Here is a 17,678-nt window from a genome sequence, read left to right as displayed (position 1 = left end):
GCAACGCGCTCATTGCCCGCGCATGAACAGGCGATCGAGGTCGGTCAGCGTCAGTTGATACCACGTCGGCCGCCCGTGATTGCACTGATCCGCGCGCTCGGTGGCCTCCATCTGGCGCAGCAGCGCGTTCATCTCGTCGAGGGTGAGGCGCCGGTTCGCACGCACCGCGTGATGGCACGCAAGCGTGCCGAGCAACTCATGCTGCCGCTCGGTCAGCACACGCGAGCCGCCGTACGCCTGCAGATCGGTGAGCACGGCACGCGCGAGCGCCTGCAGGTCGGCATCCTTCAGCAACGCGGGAACGGCGCGGATCGCAAGCGACGTCGGAGACAGCACGGCGAGATCGAAGCCGAGTGCATCGAGCGTCTCGCGCTCTTCCTCGACGATGCCGATTTCGACGGCGTCGGCGGGCATCGATAGCGGGATTAGCAGCGGCTGCACGGCAATCGTACGATCGGCGAGCGCGTTCTTGAACTGCTCGTAGAGAATGCGTTCGTGCGCCGCGTGCATGTCGACGATGATGAGCCCTTGCGCGTTTTGCGCCAGCACGTAGATGCCATGGATCTGGCCGAGCGCGAAGCCGAGCGGTTGCTCGTCGTCGGCGAAGGTGTGTACTGCGGGTGTTCCGAACGTTGTGGGCGCAGCAAACGGCGTCGTCGTTCCCTCGCGCGCTTCGAGCGTCGTTGAGCCTTGCGGCGTGCCGGCACCGGTGTCGCGACGACCGAACAGCGCATCGTAAAGCGCGAGCGGCTGCGCAACCGGTAGCGTGCCCTGCGTCATCCGCGCCTGTCTGAGCCAGGTGTTGCCAGCGTCGGCACCACCACTACCGCTGCCGCCGCGATTGCCGAACCCCGTGCCGGGCAAGCCGGTCGGCATTGGCCCGAATGCACCCGATGCACCGGGCGCTCCGCTAACCGGCGCGATATGCGCGGCATGCCCACCCGCAGTCGTTTCCGGCGACGCCCCCGCATGCCGCGCCAGCGCGCGCTGCACCGCATGAAACACGAACTGGTGAATCGAGCGCGAATCGCGGAAACGCACTTCGATCTTCGACGGATGCACGTTCACATCGACCGCTTCGGGCGGAATGTCGAGGAACAGCACATAGGACGGATAGCGGTCGCCATGCAGCACGTCTTCGTAGGCGGCCCGCACGGCATGCGTGAGCAGCTTGTCGCGCACGAAACGTCCGTTGACGAAGAAATATTGCTGATCGGCGCGCCCGCGGCTCGCGGTAGGCAGCCCCGCGCAGCCATAGACGGCGAGCGGTCCCGCCGATTCATCGAGCGGCAGATGCGCTGTCGCGAACGTCTCGCCGAGAATCTTCGCGACGCGCGCAGCGGGATCGGTTGCGTTCCAGTGTTCGACTGCGCGGCCGTTGTGCAGCACCGAGATCGCCACGTCGGGCCGCGCGAGTGCCGAGCGGCGAATCGTTTCGAGGCAATGGCCGAGTTCGGTCTGCTCGCTCTTCAGGAATTTGCGGCGCGCGGGTGTGTTGAAGTACAACTCGCGCACCTCGATCGTCGTGCCCTGGGTGCCGGCCGCGGGCGCGAGCACGCCGGTCTGCGCGTCGATGCGCACTGCGTGCGGCGCATCGGCGGTGCGGCTCGTGATGAACATCTCCGCCACCGATGCAATCGAAGCCAGCGCTTCCCCGCGAAACCCGAGCGTTGCAACCGATTCAAGCTCGGCCAGCGAGCGGATCTTGCTGGTCGCGTGGCGCATCAGCGCGAGCGGCAGTTCGGCTTCGGGGATGCCGTAGCCGTCGTCGGTGATCGAAATGCGTTTGACGCCGCCTTCGTCGAGCAGGATGCGCAGGGTGCTCGCACCGGCATCGATAGCGTTTTCGAGCAGTTCCTTGACGACCGATGCTGGGCGCTCCACCACTTCGCCGGCCGCGATCTGACTGATCAACTGATCGGGTAGCGGCTGGATCGTGCGCAAGCGGCGCGGCGCGGCGCTCTCGGACGGCTGCGCTGCGGTGGAGCCGGTGGCTTCGGCGGCTTTTTCGGAGAATTCTGAGAACTCGGACATGGACGGATTATAGCGATTTGCCGCACTTCCCCGCTGACGCCCCGGGGCGGCGCCGCCGCGGTGGTCACACCATATTTTTATTGCGGCCAGGCACTTTCGGTATCATGGCGCGGTCAATTTTCCGGCTTGGCGCCGCAGTATCGGGCGCGCCTTCGCCGCCCGCGTGTTGTCATGCCCGCGGGCCGGTCACCTCATCCGCTCATAAGGGACGTTCCTTGGATACGCTGCTGCAGTTTGTGAACCTTGTCCTGCACATCGACAAGTTTCTCGGAGTCTTCATCAATCAATACGGCGCATGGGTGTATGCGGTGCTGTTCCTGATCGTGTTCTGCGAAACCGGCCTGGTGGTGTTGCCGTTTCTGCCTGGCGATTCGCTGCTGTTTATCGGCGGAGCGTTTTGCGCGAGCGGTGAAATGAGCCTCGGCTTGCTGATCGTCCTGCTGCTCATTGCGGCGGTCACCGGCAATACCGTCAACTATCTGATCGGACGGGCGATCGGGCCGAAGGTATTCAATTCGCACATTCCGGTGCTGGAGAAATTCCTCGACCGTGCAGCGCTGCAGAAGACGCACAACTTCTACGAGAAGCACGGCGGCAAGACCATCGTGCTCGCGCGTTTCATTCCGGTGGTGCGGACGTTCGCGCCGTTCGTCGCGGGTGCATCTGCGATGACGGTGCGCCGCTTCCAGTTGTTCAATGTCACCGGTGCGCTGTTCTGGGTGCTGCTGCTAGTGCTGCTCGGGTACTTCTTCGGCAATATTCCGTTTATCCGTCAATACCTGAACGTGATTGTGCTGATCGGAATCGGTGCGGCGGTCGTGCCGGTCGTGCTCGGGGCGTTGTGGAAGATGCTGCGTAAGCCTACGTCTGCGAGCGATCAGCGTAAGGGTTGATCTGTTAGCGCCGGATAGCCGGCTTCGCAGAAGAAGCGTAACGAGCGCCTCATGCGTGCTCATGCGCCGAAGAGACCGGCCCGACTTCGCGTATCAGATCGACGAACGCGCGCAAGCCTGCGGGCACATGCCGCCGGCCCGGATAATAAAGACTCAACCCCGGAAACGTCGGTGTCCAGTCTTCGAGCACGCGTACAAGACGTCCCTGCTCGATGTCGCGGGCGACATGCCATTCCGCCAGATGCGCGAGGCCCACACCCGCGCGAGCGGATTCAAGCATCAGCGTCGATTCGTCGAGCGTAAGCGGGCCGTTCACGTCGACATCGAGCACCTCGCCCTTCCACGCAAATTCCCAGCGATACAACCCGCCGCCTGGCATGCGCGAGCGGATGCATGCGTGGTTGCGCAGATCGTCGGGTGTGCGCGGCCGTGGATATCGCTCGAAATAGGCGGGGCTGCCCACCACGGCGAAGCGCAGTTTGGTGGTGAGCGGCACGGCGATCATGTCGCCCGGAACCGTCTCGGCGAGTCGCACGCCCGCGTCGTAACCGCCGGCGACGATATCGATCAGCCGTCCCTCGGTCACCATGTCGACCTTCATCTCCGGATAACGGCGCAGATATTCGAGCACGACCGGCCTGAGGATCAGGCGCGCCGCGCTCGCGGCCATGTTGATGCGCAGCGTGCCCGACGGCGTCTGCCGATGCGAATTCACCGCGTCGATCGCATCGCGGATCGTGGACAGCGCCGGCGCGATCTTGCCGACGAACTGCTCGCCGGCTTCGGTCAGCGCGACGCTGCGCGTCGTGCGATGGAACAGCCGCACGTTAAGGCGCGCCTCGATGCCGGCGATCGCCTGGCTCAGCGCGGAGGGCGACATACCGAGTTCGGTCGCCGCCGCGCGGAAGTTGCCGAGCCTGGCGACGGCCAGCACGGCTTCGAGTTCGGTCAGGCCTGAGCGATGCATTGTCCCGATTTCCAAAATAGCTCATGCGGATTTGTGTAGCTTATCAAATCAATGGCCGAAGTCTAGACTGGCTTCACTGAAATCGGCCGCAAGGCCACGGAGGCAACAAAGTGAAGCTCATCGACACGATCTATATCGACGGCGCGTTCGTGAAACCGCACGGGAGCGAGCGTTTCGATCTCGTGAACCCGTCGACCGAAGCCGTCATCGGCCAGGTGACGCTCGGCGACGAAATCGACACCCAAAATGCAGTCGACGCGGCCGTGCGCGCGTTCCCGGCGTTTTCGCGCACCAGCCGCAGCGAACGCATTGCGATATTGCGCCGTCTGCACGACGCGCTGATGGCGCGCAGCGACGATCTGAACGCAGCAACCATCGAGGAATACGGCGCGCCACAAGCGCGTGCGCAGTGGAGCACGCGCTATGCCGCGGAGGCGTTTCTCTCGATGGCGACCACGCTCGAGACCTATGAATTCACGCGGCGCGTGAATACGGCCGAGGTGGTGATGGAGCCGGTCGGCGTGGTCGGCCTGATTACACCGTGGAACGCCAACGCCGGCTTTATCTGCAACAAGCTCGCGACGGCGATCGCCGCGGGCTGCACGACGGTCATCAAGCCGAGCGAGATGAGCGCGCTGCAGACGCAGGTCGTGATCGAAGCGCTGCACGAAGCCGGCTTGCCGCCGGGCGTGTTCAACGTCGTGAATGGGCTGGGTAGTGTGGTGGGCGCGACGCTGGCCGCGCATCCGAAGATCGCGAAGATTTCGTTTACCGGTTCGACGGCGGTCGGCAAGTCGATCCTGCGCACGGGTGCCGAGACGATGAAACGCGTGACGCTCGAACTGGGCGGCAAATCGCCGACACTGCTGCTCGACGATGCGAATTTCGCCGAAGCGTTGCCGCTTGCCCTCAATCTTGCGTTCATGAACAGCGGTCAGGCCTGCATTGCGGGTACACGTCTGCTGGTACCGGAGCAGCGGCTCGACGAAGTGATCGAGCGGGTCAGGACGCTGATCGCTGCGATCCAGTCGGGCGATCCGTACGATCCGGCTACCACGATCGGGCCGATGGTCAACCGCAAGCAATACGAGCGTGTGCAGCACTACATCCGCGTTGGCGAAGAAGAGGGCGCGACCTTGATTGCGGGTGGTGCGGGACGGCCCGAGGGACTGACGCGCGGCTACTTCGTGAAGCCGACAGTCTTCGCGCACGTCACCAACGACATGACGATCGCCCGCGAAGAAATCTTCGGGCCGGTGCTGTCGATCCTCGCGTATCGCTCGGAGGAAGAAGCGATCGAGATTGCCAACGATACCGTCTATGGTCTGCAGGCCAGCGTGTTCTCGTCGAACCCGGCGCGTGCGCGTAGCGTGGCATCGCGGCTAGACGCGGGACGTGTGCTGATCAACGGTGTGCATCACGATCCGCTGGCGCCGTTCGGTGGTCACAAGCAGTCGGGGATTGGCCGAGAGTATGGAGCGTTCGGACTCGAGGCCTATCTCGAGCCGAAGACCTTGCTGGGTGCCGCGGGTTGATTCGGTTGCGCCGTGGAAAGAGCGCTTTCTCGCGCAGCGGCACGCCGGCGTAACCGCGCGCAATGCGGGCACCACGTGCCGCGCTGCTGGACTGTTCGTGGGGTCGCGTGCCAGACGTGGCCGAATTCGCACCTCCAGGTGAGCTTCGCCGCGTGGCCCAGGTACTCCGTGCTCAGACACTGGCCACCGAGTCGACGGGCGGCTTCGTGCATGTCTTCGATCGTGCGACGTTGACGTTCGTTGGCGCAGAGTCGACACCACTTACCGACCAGCACGAGATGGCCCCACCCAAGCCACTCGTGTCCCTTGGCGCAGCGAAAGCGATACTTTGCCTGCAGCTTCGCACACACCTCGTCGAGACATGCGCCGCCGTGCGCGGCAGCGGCGGCCTGAAGACGGGCAAGCCTGTCCGGGTTGCGGCGTGGACGTTGTGCGATGGGAGCGACGGGGGATGCGGTGGGCGTTACGTGGTTCGACATGAGGTGTTCCGGATGCGTGCCTGTTTGCGCGATACCGATGGCGCGAAACATTTCACGCGTGCGGCGTGCCGATTTTAGGCATCGTCGGTACGCTGGACTTTGAACGTTTGTGAATTCGGCGCAGAAAATAGTTGTCTATACAAATTTGACCGCATACAGTCAGTCGTTTCGAAACCGCCGCACTCGAAAGGACTGTCATGGCTGCACCCACCCACGAAGCGCAGGAGCGCACCGTCGTCGAACGTCGGACGATCGACTACATTCCCGACGCCGAACGTCATGGCCATCTGATCAGCCAGTTCACACTGTGGCTTGCAGCCAACCTGCAAATCACCGCGATCGTCACCGGCGCCCTGGCTGTCGTGCTGGGCGGCGATGTGTTCTGGTCGCTGGTGGGACTGCTGGTCGGCCAGGTACTCGGCGGTGCGGTGATGGCGCTGCATGGCGCGCAAGGTCCGCAACTCGGCCTGCCGCAGATGATTTCGAGTCGCGTGCAGTTCGGCGTGTATGGCGCAGTGATTCCGATCGTGCTCGTGTGTCTGATGTACGTCGGCTTCTCGGCGAGCGGAACGGTTCTCGCCGGCCAGGCCGTCGCGCAACTGCTGCATGTGGGCGACGAGGCCGGAATTGTTCTGTTCACGGCGGTCATCGTCGCGTTCACGGTGTTCGGATACCGGCTGATTCATACGGTTGGGCGCATTGCGAGCGTGATCGGTGTGATCGCGTTCGTGTACCTGTTCGCGCAACTGCTGATCGGGCACGACGTCGGGCAACTGCTTGCGATCCGTTATTTCTCGATCAGCAGCTTCCTGCTGGCCATCTCGCTGTCGGCGTCGTGGCAGATTGCATTCGGTCCTTATGTCGCCGACTACTCGCGTTATCTGCCGCGCACGACTTCTCCGCGCAAGACGTTCTGGTTGATCGGCGCCGGTTCGGTGCTGGGCGCGCAGACCTCGATGACGTTCGGCGTGTTTGCCGCGGCGCTCGCCGGCAAGCAGTTCTCCGGGCACGAGGTGTCGTTCGTCGTCGGGCTCGGTGCGTCCGGCGCGATCGCCGCGCTGCTGTACTTCGCGATTGCGTTCGGCAAGATCACGATCACGACGCTCAACGCGTATGGCAGCGTGATGTCGGTGGCGACGATCGTCAGCGGTTTTCGTGGCGACAACCGCTTTTCGCAACGCGGGCGGCTCGCGTATGTCGTCGTGATGATCGGCGCGGCGATGTGGCTCGCGCTCGCGGGGCGTCACGCGTTCCTGAAAGAGTTCTCATCGTTCATCCTGTTCCTGCTCGCGTTCTTCACGCCGTGGAGCGCGATCAATCTCGTCGACTACTACTTCATCACACGCGACCGCTACGACGTGCCCGCGCTATACGATCCGAACGGACGCTACGGCCGCTGGAACGCGACCGGGATCGCCGTCTATGTGATCGGCGTGCTCGTACAACTGCCGTTCATATCGAGCGGCTTCTATACCGGACCGTTCGTCGACCGGCTCGGCGGCACGGATATTTCGTGGATCGTCGGGCTCGTCGTACCCGCGCTGCTTTACTTCTGGCTGGCGCGCCGGGCGCAGCGAAGCATGCCTGCTCACCTGATCCTGCCGCACGATCCGGCGCACGCCGATGCGAAGTGGGAAGGCGAAACCGTCGCGAAGTAAGCGATCGGTTCTGGCTCTTCGACAGGCGCAACGACCGGCGAATCCGCGCTTCCAGGCGGTGCGCGGACTGCCAGGGCGCGCCCGGCTCGACGTGCATCCAGCACGCAAATCCTGCGAAATCTCATCGAAATCGCATGGTATATAGCCCAACATGCCGTATGATTCGACGCCGCGCAGGCTTTGCGGCAGCCAGTCGGAACCCGGCGAAAAGCCCGCCGGAGGCCGATCCTGGCGGTAGGGCTGGCGTCCTTGCCACGATCCTCAGGCTTGTGCAATGCAGGCCGGTTGGGTTACGGTATGGACGGGCTCTGTCTCTGCCCAGCGTCTGAGAGCGCAGGCGCCACCGCAGATCAAGGGTGTCCTGGCAGCGGATTGCCATTGAACCGAACATGACCACCACGGAGATTCCATGAACAAGCAGGAACTGATCGACGCTGTGGCAGCGTCCACAGGTGCGAGCAAATCGTCCACCGGAGAAGCCATCGATGCGGTAATTCACGCCATTACCCAGGCGGTTGCCTCGGGTGACGGTGTACAACTCGTCGGCTTCGGTTCTTTCAGCCAGGGCTCGCGCGCCGCGAGAACCGGGCGTAACCCCGCCACGGGCGCCACCATCAACATCGCCGCGGCAAAAACAGTGAAGTTCACCCCGGGCAAGGCATTCAAGGACGTAGTGAACAGCTAGTCCACCGACCATTCGCTCGATGAGCCGTCTGGTCGTCGTTTCCAACCGCACTGCCGACCCGCGCAAGACCGCAGCGGGCGGGCTGGCAGTCGCGGTGCGGGAAAGCCTGCAGCAGACCGGCGGTTTATGGTTCGGCTGGAGCGGGAAAATCCGCAGCGAGACGGACGCCGCAGCCGGCCAACCCGATGTACGCGTACAGACGACAGGCAGCGTTACGCTCGCCACGCTCGATCTCGATCAGCGCGACTACGACACCTACTATCTCGGCTACGCGAACGATGTGCTGTGGCCGGTGTTTCACTACCGGCTCGACCTCGCCAACTTCGATGTCCGCTTTGCGGCCGGCTACCGGCGCGTCAACCAGCTGTTTGCGCGCAAGCTGATGCCGCTGTTGCGGCCCGACGATCTGATCTGGGTTCACGACTACCACCTCATTCCGCTCGCGGCCGAACTGCGCGCGATGGGATGCACGAACCGCATCGGTTTCTTCCTGCATATTCCGATGCCGCCGCCGCTCATCATGGCGGCGATTCCCGAGCACGAGTGGTTGATGCGCGCGCTGTTCGCTTACGACCTCGTGGGTTTTCAGGCCGAAGCCGACGTCACGCATTTTGCGCACTACGTCGAATCGGAAGCTCAGGCGCACCGGCTGGAGCCGGGTCGTCTGCGGGCGTTTCAGCGCACGCTGCGTGTGGGCGCGTATCCGATCGGTATCGATGTCGACGAATTCGCGGGGCTCGCACAAGGGAAGGAAGGGCGCGAGATGTTCGTGCGCATGCGCGAGGAGTATTCGCGGCGGCGTCTATTGATCGGTGTCGACCGGCTCGATTATTCGAAGGGCTTGCCGCAGCGCGTGCATGCGTTTCGCGAACTGCTTGCGCAATATCCGGAGAATCACAACAGCGCGACGTTGATCCAGATTGCCTCGCCAAGCCGCGAGGACGTCGGTGCCTACGACGATCTGCGCCGGCAGATGGACAGCCTGTGTGGCGAGATCAACGGCGACTACGGAGAACTCGACTGGATGCCGGTGCGCTACATTCACCGCAATGTTGCGCGCAAGCGTCTGCCGGGGTTGTACCGCGCGAGTCGCGTCGCGCTCGTCACGCCGCTGCGCGACGGCATGAACCTCGTCGCGAAGGAGTTCATCGCGGCGCAGGACCCGGCCGATCCTGGCATGCTCGTGCTGTCGCGCTTTGCCGGTGCAGCCGAACAGTTGACCGACGCGTTGCTCGTCAATCCCTACGACGCGCAAGGCACTGCGCAGGCGATCCAGCGCGCGCTGACGATGCCGCTCGACGAACGCATCAACCGGCATACGCGGCTCACGCAGCGGATTCGCGAACACGATGTGCACTGGTGGTGCGCGAGCTTTCTCGAAGCGCTCGAGCACAGCGGGCAGGAACACGACTCCTGACGCGATCTGCCATGCCGACCGTACAATCCGACATTTCCCGGATCTGAGGGTGCCGTGACGCATAGCGCGGGAGCCACGAAGACGTCATATTCGCTACGGGCGGCCGTGCTTCGAACGGTCGTGTCGGGTGCGATTCTCAACGTCTTTGCGATCGTGCTCGCGTACTTCGCTTACTGGTGCGATCTCGGCATGTCGCTGCTGCCTGGACGGATCAGTATTGCGATCGCTGTGGTGTGCCTGGGCGGACCGCTACTGATGCTGCTGATGTTTCGTCGTTCGACGAGCCTCGTGGTGGTGGGCATCGTGAAGCTGCTCGGCGCGCTGTCGATCTACGCGCTGTTCGGCGTCACGTTCTACTTCTTCTTTTTCGCCTTTGCACCGATGCCGGATCGCGCGCACCTCGTGGGTCTCGCCCTGGGCGCGGCGTTGACGGGCTACTGGCTAGGCTTTTCGTATTTCGATCTGCGCCGCTTCATCAAGCACTCGACATTCGTCGAGCGGGCCTTCGATGCGTCGGGCAATGCGATCGTTTGTGACGACAGGCTCTTCGAAATATTCGAAGACATGTACGAGCAGAAGAGCGCTTTCTCGATCTGGCATACGCGCATCGTGATGGCGATCGTGCCGGTTCTGCTCGTGCCGTATCAGGTGGCGACGTTTTTCTTCGGCACGCAAGGGTTGCTGTTCTTTGTCGCTGCGATTACGTTCCCGGTTTCCTTGTGGATTGTCGGCGCGATGCTGCGGATCGCAATGGTCATGATCCTGGTGCCGGCGGCGTTGCAGCGGCAATCGGGCAAACGGGTGTTGCTTGGGCCTACGGCCTGGTTCTAGCCGCCACAATCGACATCCCCCGCACCCATATGATCGAAGCCGGTCAGAGACACATCGGTGAAGCCCTTACCCGGCTGCTGGATACCCGTACTCATCACATTGACCGGTAGCGAAGCCGCCTGTGTGTCGGGAAGGCCGAATGCGCGGCGCGCGATCGGTTCAGCAAACGTTCCTCGCAACGTGACGCTCACTTGCTGAAGCTCGCCATGTTCCCAGCTCAGTTCGACATGCGTTGCGAGCGGATGCACCCGCGCGGCCAGCGAGTCAGGAAAGGTCGGCCCTTCGTAGTAGACCCGCGTGTTCTTGCATGGATCCCCCTGATTGCTATAACGCTTCATCGCGCAGTTGAAGCGCTTGTCGCGATGACCGAAGGTCTTCTCCATGTAACAGCCGAAATCGCGCGCGGACATACGCGGCCATGCCACGAGATTGACGGATGAAGGCGCGAGCTGCGCACTCGCAGCAATGGTCGTGGCAAAGCCTGGCCCCGGCATCATGAGAACGCCAAGTATGAAGGCCGCGATTCTGCGGGCAGTGGGTCGGGTCATGGTCTACCTCGAAGATGGCGAACAAAGCGACACCCCGTGTTTCGCTTCGCGCAAAAGATGCATGGTAACTGCGACGAACCCTACAGTTTGCTATCGGCTGCGGGATTGTCGCGCGGGTGAGGTCTACGATCAACATGTGCCGCCTGTCAAGCGGTCTGGCGCGTGATAACGATCTAAGAATTCGTTTGTTCTCCGCTCCCCGCGATTCCCTTATCGTTCGTGCCGATATCCAGACTAACGACGACAACTACGGGAATCCGGTCATGAAGCGCATCACTTCGCTCGCACTACCTGCCACGCTGCTGCTTTCCGCCACTGCGCACGCGCAGAGCAGCGTAACGCTGTACGGCATCGTCGATGCCGGCATTGCCTATGTGCACAACGCACAGGGCAGCGGCGGCACGAACCAGTCGACGCTCGTCAAGTTCAGCAGCGGCAACATGTCCGGCAGCCGCTGGGGGCTCAGAGGTACCGAGGACCTCGGCGGCGGGTTGTCCACCGTGTTCCAGCTGGAGAACGGCTTCAACGTCGGTACCGGTGCGCTCGGCCAGGGCGGACGCGAGTTCGGTCGCAAGGCGGTGGTCGGCCTGTCGAGCAACCAGTGGGGCACGGTCACGCTGGGCCGCCAATACGACCCGATCGTCGATCTCGTACAGGGTCTCACTGAAGACAACTACTTCGGCGGCGCGTTCGGCACGCCGGGTGATCTCGACAACTACGACAACAGCTTGCGTGTCAGCAATTCGGTCAAGTATGTGAGCCCGCTGTACGCAGGCTTTCAGGTCGAAGCGCTGTACGGCCTGGGTGGCGTGGCCGGTGCAACCGGCAGCGGGCGCACCTACAGCTTCGGCGCGGCGTACACGAACGGACCACTCGCGCTCGGCGCGGGTTACTTCTACGCCAACGGCGGCAACACACTTACTAACGGCCTGCGCACCTGGAGCAGCAGCTCCGACAGTCTCTTCAACACGGTGATCAATCAGGGCTTTGCGAGCGCGAAATCGATTCAGATCGTGCGCGTGGGCGGGCAGTATGCGATTGGTGCGGCGACGCTCGGCGCCGCATACTCGAACACGCAGTACGGCAGCGATTCGGCATCGGTGTTCCATGAGAATGCGAAGTTCAACAGCGGCTCGGCGTTCTTCAACTATCAGTTCACGGCGGCGGCGCGCGCGGGTATCGGCTACAACTACACGGCGTTGACCGGCCCGACTTCGGCGCATTATCACCAGGTCAATCTCGGCGCCGACTATGCGTTATCGAAGCGCACCGAACTGTATGCGCTATTTGGCTATCAGAAGGCGAGCGGCAAGACGCTCAATGCATCGGGTGCGGTGGTGAGCGCACAGGCATCGGTCGGCGACTTCGGCGTCAATTCGGGGACCAACAGCCAGGAAGTGACCGCAGTCGGTATTCGTCACCGGTTCTGATCTGTTCTGAGTCGAGCTGCCGCTGGGCCGTCTGAAGGATTCACGGCGGCGTGGCATCATCGATCCTGCCGACCGTGGCTGCGAGGCAACGTACTACTCCGCGGCCACTGCACTGCAACCCGCGTGTGAACATCCGCCGATCCGGCGATATTTCAGTCCAGGAGAGAGCAGCACCATGAGCGAAGCTATCTATGACATTCCGGTGAAGTCGATCGACGGCACCGAACTCACGCTCGACCAGTTCAAGGGTCGCGCACTACTGGTGGTGAACGTTGCGTCGAAATGCGGTTTGACGCCGCAATACGAAGGGCTCGAGAAGCTCTACGAACAGAAGCGCGCTGCAGGTCTCGAAGTGCTGGCGTTTCCGGCCAACAACTTCAAGGGGCAGGAGCCGGGCAGCGACGACGAAATCAAACAGTTTTGCAGCACGACGTATGACGTGACCTTTCCGTTGTTCTCGAAGATCTCCGTGGTCGGTGAGGACCAGCATCCGCTGTATGGCGCACTGACTGCGGCGCAACCGGATGCATCGGGCGACGGTCCGTTTCGCGAGCGGCTGAAGGGCTACGGTATTGCGCCGAACCCTGCTCCCGATGTGTTGTGGAATTTCGAGAAATTTCTCGTGAGCCGCGACGGCCGCGTGATCGGGCGTTTTGCGCCGGACATTACCGCCGACGATCCACGTCTCATCGAAGCGATCGATGCGGAGCTGACGCGCGGCGCATAAGTCGCGTGTGAATTACGTGTGAATGCTGTGTGTGCAGATTGACTGGGCGGTGTCTCGCAGCGACTGGAGACACCGCCCGCTTACGATGAATCAAACCGTCGCACCGCGCACCGCTACAGACAGCGAATACAACGAAGTATTGGCGGTAATAAACAGCCGGTTGCGCAACGCACCGCCGAACGTCAGATTCGCAACCACTTCAGGCGTCAGGATCTTGCCGAGCAGTTCGCCGTCGGGCGTATAGCAATGCACGCCGTCGTGCGCACTGGTCCACACATTGCCATGTTCGTCGATGCGCATGCCGTCGGGCACACCTTGCGCGATCTCGACAAACACGCGGCCATTGCGCAGTTTTCCATCGACCACATCGAACACACGGATGTGGTGAGGCGCGCCCTCGATATGCGAGGCAGCCGAATCGGCGATATACAGGCGCGACTCATCCGGTGAAAACGCAAGACCGTTTGGCTTGACGAAATCGTCGGCAACCAGCGTGACTTCGCCGTTATGAGGCGAGATGCGATAGACATTGCAACGACCGATCTCGCTTTCCGCAATACCGCCCTCGCGATCGCTCAGAATGCCGTAGTCGGGGTCCGTGAACCAGATCGTGTCGTCGGACTTGATCACGACATCGTTTGGCGAATTGAGCCGTTTGCCCTGATAGGCCGAGGCCAGCACGGTGATGGTGCCGTCGTGCGCGGTCCGGGTAACGCGGCGCGTGCGGTGTTCGCACGTCACCAGCCGGCCATCGCGGTCGCGCGTATTGCCGTTGGAAAAATTCGAATTCGCGCGAAACGTGCCGACTCCCATGCCGGGTACCCAGCGCAACATGCGACTGTTCGGAATGTCGCTCCAGACGAGATAGTCACCGGCCGGAAAATAGACCGGGCCTTCGGCCCACAGACAATCGCCGTAGAGTTTCTCGAGCGGCGCATCGGGCAGCAGTAGCGCGCGAAACCGGGCGTCGTGAATTTCGAAATCGTGTGCGTTCATGGCGTTATCGTCCGTTGTAAAAGCAGTCGGGGTAGTCAGCGCGCGGTGCGGCCGCCGGCCGCGACGACCACAGCGATGATCAACACACCGTAGGCGATCGAGCGTATGCCCGCGCCCGCACCGAGTGCGTTGAGTACGGCATTGGTGAGAAACAGGAACATCGACGCGCCCCATACGCCGGTCACGGTCGCGCGCCCGCCGGTTACCAGCGTGCCGCCGATCACGACAACCGCAATCGAGATCAGCATGTACTCGACGCCCATGTCGAGTGTCGCGCCGCCCGACACCGCCGCAAGCAGCACACCCGTGAATGCGGCGATCGCACCGGACAGCAGGTAAACCGCGCAACGCGTTTTTTCCACGCGGACACCGGCGAGCCACGCCGCACGCGGATTCTGGCCGACGGCGGAAAGACCGCGCCCGAACACGCTCACATGCAGCAGGATCGCAATCGCCACCGACAGCACCAGGGTAATCAGCGCGAGATGCGGCACGCCGAGCAGGCGCCCGTTGGCGAACGCTTCGAGTGCGGCGGGCGGCGCATTCATGCCGTGGCTCTGTGTGATCGCAAGCGACTGCACGATGAAACTCGACGAGAGCGTCGCGATGATCGGTGGAATGCGCAGCGTGCGGATCAACAGATAATTCGCGAATCCTACTGCGATGCCGGACGCAACTGCCGCAGCGAAACCGGCAACGACACCGCTCGAAGCCATCACGTGCATACCGATCATGCCGGCGAGCGCGATGACCGATGGCACGGACAGATCGATATTGCCCGGCCCCGACGTGATGACGAGCATCTGCGCGAGACCGACCAGCACCATGAACGTACCGAACACGAGGGCCGTCAGCACGACATTGCCGGCGATCGACAAGCCGAACACGCTCGCAATGACCACGCCGACAATCGCCGCACCGGCGAACGACCACGCCCACGGTGCGCGCAACATTCGCAGGCGCCCACCGCTTGCTGCGAGGCTCGACGCGGGGGCGGCAGCGGCTTCGGACTGCAATGGCGACGGCGCATTCATCGGCGCTCTCCCCGACGTTGCAGGACTACGCGCAGCGACAGCACGACGATCAGGATCGCGCCTTGCATGCCGACCTGCCAGTCGGGTGCGATGTCGAGAAAGGCGAGGAACGACGCGGCGATGGTCAGCGTGATCGCACCGAGCACCGCACCCCACACCGAGACGCGCCCACCGACGAACTCGCCGCCGCCGAGTATCACAGCCGCAATCGAGAGCAGCGTGTAGCGAAGTGCGAGATTGGAATCGGCGGAGGTGGTGAGGCCGAGCAGCGAGAGTCCCGCCAGCACGCCGAAGATGCCGGCGATGCCGTACAGGATCGCGCGGCTTTTGATGATCGACCAGCCGAAGCGGCTCATCGCACGTGGGTTGCCACCCGCGGCCCGCACACTTACGCCCGCCGACGAACGCATCAACAGCAGATGCCCGACGAGCGCGATCGCCACCGACCACACGACCGGTGCCGCGATCAGTGGCGTCTGGAACGTCATGAGACCGGTGAGCCACGCGGGGCTCGTCCCGCCGGGCGAAGGCAGCAGCAACACCGCGAGCCCGGTCCAGACGAACGACAGACCGAGCGTGACGACGATCGACGGTATCTGACGATACTCGATCAGCGCGCCTATCGCGGCATACAGCAGCACGCAGCCGGCCAGTGCGGCAACGCCGAGCCACGGTTCGCGCACGAGCAGCGTCGCACCGATACAGGCGGTGAGGCTCACGAACGAACCGATCGACAGATCGAGATCGTTGACGGTGATGACGGCCAGTTGCGCGAGCGTTGCAAAGACGATCGGCACCGCGAGATTGAGCAGCAGGCCAAGACCGAAATAGCTAAACGTAGCGGGCTGCAGGATGAAGATCGGTACGAGAATCGCGATCAGCGAGAACAGCGGCAGCAGGGCGCGCAGCGGTACCTGTCGCAGCGTTGCGGCGGACGATGCCATGCGGCTCATGCAGCGCGCTCCTCGAAACTGGCGGCGAGCAACGTCTCTTCATCGCATTCCTGCGCATCGAGTACGCGGTTGACGCGACCGGAACGGAATACGTACGCGCGATCGCAGTGTGCAAGTTCGTCGTTTTCCGTGGTGTACCAGATGAACGTGCGGCCGCGTGCCGCTTCACTGCGCACGAGTTGATAGATGTCGTGCTTGGTGCCGATGTCGACGCCGCGCGTGGGATCGTCCATCAGGATCAGGTCGGCGTCCGAAGCCAGCGCGCGGGCGAATAGCACCTTCTGCTGGTTGCCGCCGCTGAGCGACAGGATGCCTGCGTTCATCGCTGCGCCACGAATTCCGATCTTCGTTTGCCAGTCTCCAGCGAGCGAACGTGCACCCGTTGCGTCGACGAACAGGCGGCGGCGTCCTCCTGGCTGCGCACCGTTGAGCCAGCGTAATACCAGGTTCTCGCCGATCGACCAGAGCGGAAACACCCCGTCGCTCGCGCGGTCGCCCGCGACAAAGGCGACGCGCTGTTGCGCACCGCGTCGTGTGGCGCTTCGATAGATGGCCAGCAGCGCTTCGGTTTGACCTTGTCCCGCGAGACCGGCAAAGCCGATGATCTCGCCGCGTGTAGCTTCGATGATTGAGCGTCTTGCACTTGGGCCAATTTGCCAGGTGAAGTGCGCGGCCTCGCGTGGCGCGCGACTCGCTGCACGTGTCTGAGGATCGGCTTCCACGTGCTGTCCCATCGCGCGAACGATTGCTTCCTGCGTGAGTCCTGCGCGCGGCAGCAGCGCAGCAGTTGTACCGTCGCGCATCACGAGCACACGGTCGGCCACGCGTTCGATCTCGCCGAGCATATGGCTGATCAGAATGCAGGTAATGCCTCGCTGCGCGACTGCTCGAACGAACGTCAGCAACTGTGCGGCAGTATGTCCATCGAGACTCGACGTCGGCTCATCGAGAATCACGAGTCTCACCGGTGCGCGCACCACCGTGAACGCCCGCGCGATCTCGACCATCTGGCGCTGCGTGAGCGTCAGATCGGCCACCAGCTCAGAGCCGTTCAATCCATGACCGGGGAAGATTTCATCGAGTTGTTCGCGCATCAGCGCGGTCGCTTTCTTTCGCCAGCCGTATCCCTTGAGTTCGGGATGCAGGATGCACATGTTCTCGGTCACCGAGAGATTCGCGCAGAGCGACAGCTCTTGAAAAACGCAGCGGACACCGGCTTCGCGTGCGGCGTTGGCGTCGTAGTGCGCAACGGGGCGGTCATGTACCGACAGCGTGCCTTCATCGGGTGTGTAGACACCGGCCAGTACCGCCATCAGCGTGGACTTGCCCGCGCCGTTGTGTCCGGCGATGCCAACACATTCGCCGCTGCGAAAGACGAAGTCGATACCGCTCAGTGCCTTGACCTGCCCAAAGGTCTTGCCGATGCCGGCGAGACCGATCAGCGCGACGCCCGGGCGACTGTCAGCGACCACGATGTGTGTTCTCCGTCGT

The 17,678-nt window shown here is 62.9% G+C and carries 16 protein-coding genes; 8 read left to right on the top strand and 8 right to left on the bottom strand.

What is annotated here, in order from left to right:
• Positions 1-9 precede the first annotated feature (9 nt).
• A complete protein-coding gene (mutL, locus tag M0D65_RS02515) occupies positions 10-2,034 on the bottom strand; it encodes a DNA mismatch repair endonuclease MutL (protein ID WP_266250861.1) in 2,025 nt (674 codons plus the stop codon).
• 215 nt (positions 2,035-2,249) lie between these two features.
• Between mutL and M0D65_RS02510 the strand changes: the two genes are divergently transcribed.
• Positions 2,250-2,927 (top strand): DedA family protein, encoded by a 678-nt coding sequence (locus tag M0D65_RS02510; protein ID WP_266250859.1) that lies wholly within the window; start codon positions 2,250-2,252, stop codon positions 2,925-2,927.
• Positions 2,928-2,976: 49 nt separating this feature from the next.
• On the opposite strand, the gene M0D65_RS02505 is transcribed toward M0D65_RS02510, so the two are convergent.
• Entirely contained in the window at positions 2,977-3,894 is a 918-nt protein-coding gene (locus M0D65_RS02505) for a LysR family transcriptional regulator (protein WP_266250857.1), read from the bottom strand.
• A gap of 110 nt (positions 3,895-4,004) precedes the next feature.
• Between M0D65_RS02505 and M0D65_RS02500 the strand changes: the two genes are divergently transcribed.
• Positions 4,005-5,429 carry an aldehyde dehydrogenase family protein gene (locus M0D65_RS02500; protein WP_266250855.1) on the top strand — a complete coding sequence of 475 codons (1,425 nt, stop codon included), beginning with the start codon at positions 4,005-4,007 and terminating at the stop codon, positions 5,427-5,429.
• On the opposite strand, the gene M0D65_RS02495 is transcribed toward M0D65_RS02500, so the two are convergent.
• Complete coding sequence (locus M0D65_RS02495) at positions 5,390-5,908, bottom strand: hypothetical protein (RefSeq protein ID WP_266250853.1); 519 nt, start codon at positions 5,906-5,908, stop codon at positions 5,390-5,392. The two genes, M0D65_RS02500 and M0D65_RS02495, sit on opposite strands and share 40 nt — an antisense overlap.
• Positions 5,909-6,105: 197 nt before the next feature.
• Between M0D65_RS02495 and M0D65_RS02490 the strand changes: the two genes are divergently transcribed.
• The 4 genes from M0D65_RS02490 (at position 6,106) to M0D65_RS02475 (ending at position 10,499) form a co-directional block, all read left to right on the top strand.
• On the top strand, positions 6,106-7,566 hold the full coding sequence (locus M0D65_RS02490) for a cytosine permease (RefSeq protein WP_266250851.1): 1,461 nt from the start codon (positions 6,106-6,108) through the stop codon (positions 7,564-7,566).
• A 409-nt stretch (positions 7,567-7,975) separates the two neighbouring features.
• Positions 7,976-8,251 carry an HU family DNA-binding protein gene (locus M0D65_RS02485; protein WP_091010055.1) on the top strand — a complete coding sequence of 92 codons (276 nt, stop codon included), beginning with the start codon at positions 7,976-7,978 and terminating at the stop codon, positions 8,249-8,251.
• 19 nt (positions 8,252-8,270) lie between these two features.
• The gene (gene otsA / locus M0D65_RS02480; protein ID WP_266250849.1) at positions 8,271-9,668 is read left to right on the top strand and encodes an alpha,alpha-trehalose-phosphate synthase (UDP-forming); all 1,398 of its coding nucleotides are present in this window, start codon (positions 8,271-8,273) and stop codon (positions 9,666-9,668) included.
• A gap of 105 nt (positions 9,669-9,773) precedes the next feature.
• Positions 9,774-10,499: a hypothetical protein gene (locus tag M0D65_RS02475; protein ID WP_266250848.1), complete on the top strand. Its 726-nt coding sequence runs from the start codon at positions 9,774-9,776 to the stop codon at positions 10,497-10,499.
• On the opposite strand, the gene M0D65_RS02470 is transcribed toward M0D65_RS02475, so the two are convergent.
• Positions 10,496-11,047 (bottom strand): hypothetical protein, encoded by a 552-nt coding sequence (locus M0D65_RS02470; RefSeq protein ID WP_266250847.1) that lies wholly within the window; start codon positions 11,045-11,047, stop codon positions 10,496-10,498. The genes M0D65_RS02475 and M0D65_RS02470 overlap by 4 nt on opposite strands.
• 263 nt (positions 11,048-11,310) lie before the next feature.
• Here M0D65_RS02470 and M0D65_RS02465 point away from each other — a divergent pair, with 263 nt between their 5' ends.
• Positions 11,311-12,477, top strand: a complete 1,167-nt coding sequence (locus M0D65_RS02465; protein ID WP_266250846.1) for a porin — start codon at positions 11,311-11,313, stop codon at positions 12,475-12,477.
• A 175-nt stretch (positions 12,478-12,652) separates the two neighbouring features.
• Positions 12,653-13,204 (top strand): glutathione peroxidase, encoded by a 552-nt coding sequence (locus M0D65_RS02460; RefSeq protein WP_266250845.1) that lies wholly within the window; start codon positions 12,653-12,655, stop codon positions 13,202-13,204.
• Between the two features lie 90 nt (positions 13,205-13,294).
• Here the strand turns inward: M0D65_RS02460 and M0D65_RS02455 are convergent, their stop codons facing one another.
• From M0D65_RS02455 to M0D65_RS02440, 4 genes are all read right to left on the bottom strand, one after another.
• Positions 13,295-14,200: an SMP-30/gluconolactonase/LRE family protein gene (locus M0D65_RS02455; RefSeq protein WP_266250843.1), complete on the bottom strand. Its 906-nt coding sequence runs from the start codon at positions 14,198-14,200 to the stop codon at positions 13,295-13,297.
• A 35-nt stretch (positions 14,201-14,235) separates the two neighbouring features.
• Entirely contained in the window at positions 14,236-15,153 is a 918-nt protein-coding gene (locus M0D65_RS02450) for an ABC transporter permease (protein ID WP_266251188.1), read from the bottom strand.
• Positions 15,154-15,230: 77 nt separating this feature from the next.
• On the bottom strand, positions 15,231-16,187 hold the full coding sequence (locus tag M0D65_RS02445) for an ABC transporter permease (protein WP_266250841.1): 957 nt from the start codon (positions 16,185-16,187) through the stop codon (positions 15,231-15,233).
• Entirely contained in the window at positions 16,184-17,659 is a 1,476-nt protein-coding gene (locus M0D65_RS02440) for a sugar ABC transporter ATP-binding protein (protein WP_266250839.1), read from the bottom strand. The genes M0D65_RS02445 and M0D65_RS02440 overlap by 4 nt, the downstream gene beginning before the upstream one ends.
• Between the last annotated feature and the right edge of the window lie 19 nt (positions 17,660-17,678).

It is taken from the genome of Paraburkholderia sp. CHISQ3, from assembly GCF_030464945.1.
GTDB lineage: Bacteria > Pseudomonadota > Gammaproteobacteria > Burkholderiales > Burkholderiaceae > Paraburkholderia > Paraburkholderia megapolitana.
Note: the sequence above shows the minus strand (reverse complement) of the source record. Positions and strands in the feature narration are given on the sequence as shown.